We start from the raw sequence: 531 nt of genomic DNA, 5'->3' as shown, positions 1-531 counted from the left end.
ATTTATTATGGCTGCGAAGTCAAACGGCAGCAGGATTTTTGCCTTATGCTTGATTTCATCTTAGCCGCTACTTATGAATAAATTATGACCAAACTGTTGCCAGTCCTTTAAATGTTCAGAATCGAATTGAGAAATGGCTGAGCCCTGTGTAAAATGAATCTAACGTTTGGCTAGCGGAGGCATATTGACGATGAAAATATTAATGATCGAAGATAATTTAAGCGTATGTACAATGACAGAAATGTTTTTTGCAAAAGAAGGATTTGAAACAGAGTTCGTCCATGACGGACTTGAAGGATATAACCGTTTTAAATCGGATGATTGGGATTTGCTGATCATCGATATCATGCTGCCGTCGATGACGGAGTCACGATCTGCAAAAAGGTCAGGGAAGAGAGCACGGTTCCGATTATTATGCTGACGGCAAAGGATACGGAATCAGACCAGGTGCTCGGTTTTGAACTTGGGGCTGATGATTATGTGACAAAGCCGTTCAGCCCTTTGGCGCTTGTGGCGAGAATCAAAGCGGTG

Annotated in this window: 1 pseudogene; it reads left to right on the top strand. The window is 42.2% G+C overall.

Annotated elements, in window-relative coordinates:
• Positions 1–190: 190 nt before the first annotated feature.
• Positions 191–531 (top strand): annotated as a pseudogene (locus AC0QUY_RS42780) (response regulator transcription factor); the annotation flags it as partial.

Source organism: Bradyrhizobium sp. WYCCWR15520 (assembly GCF_056174665.1).
Note: the sequence above shows the minus strand (reverse complement) of the source record. Positions and strands in the feature narration are given on the sequence as shown.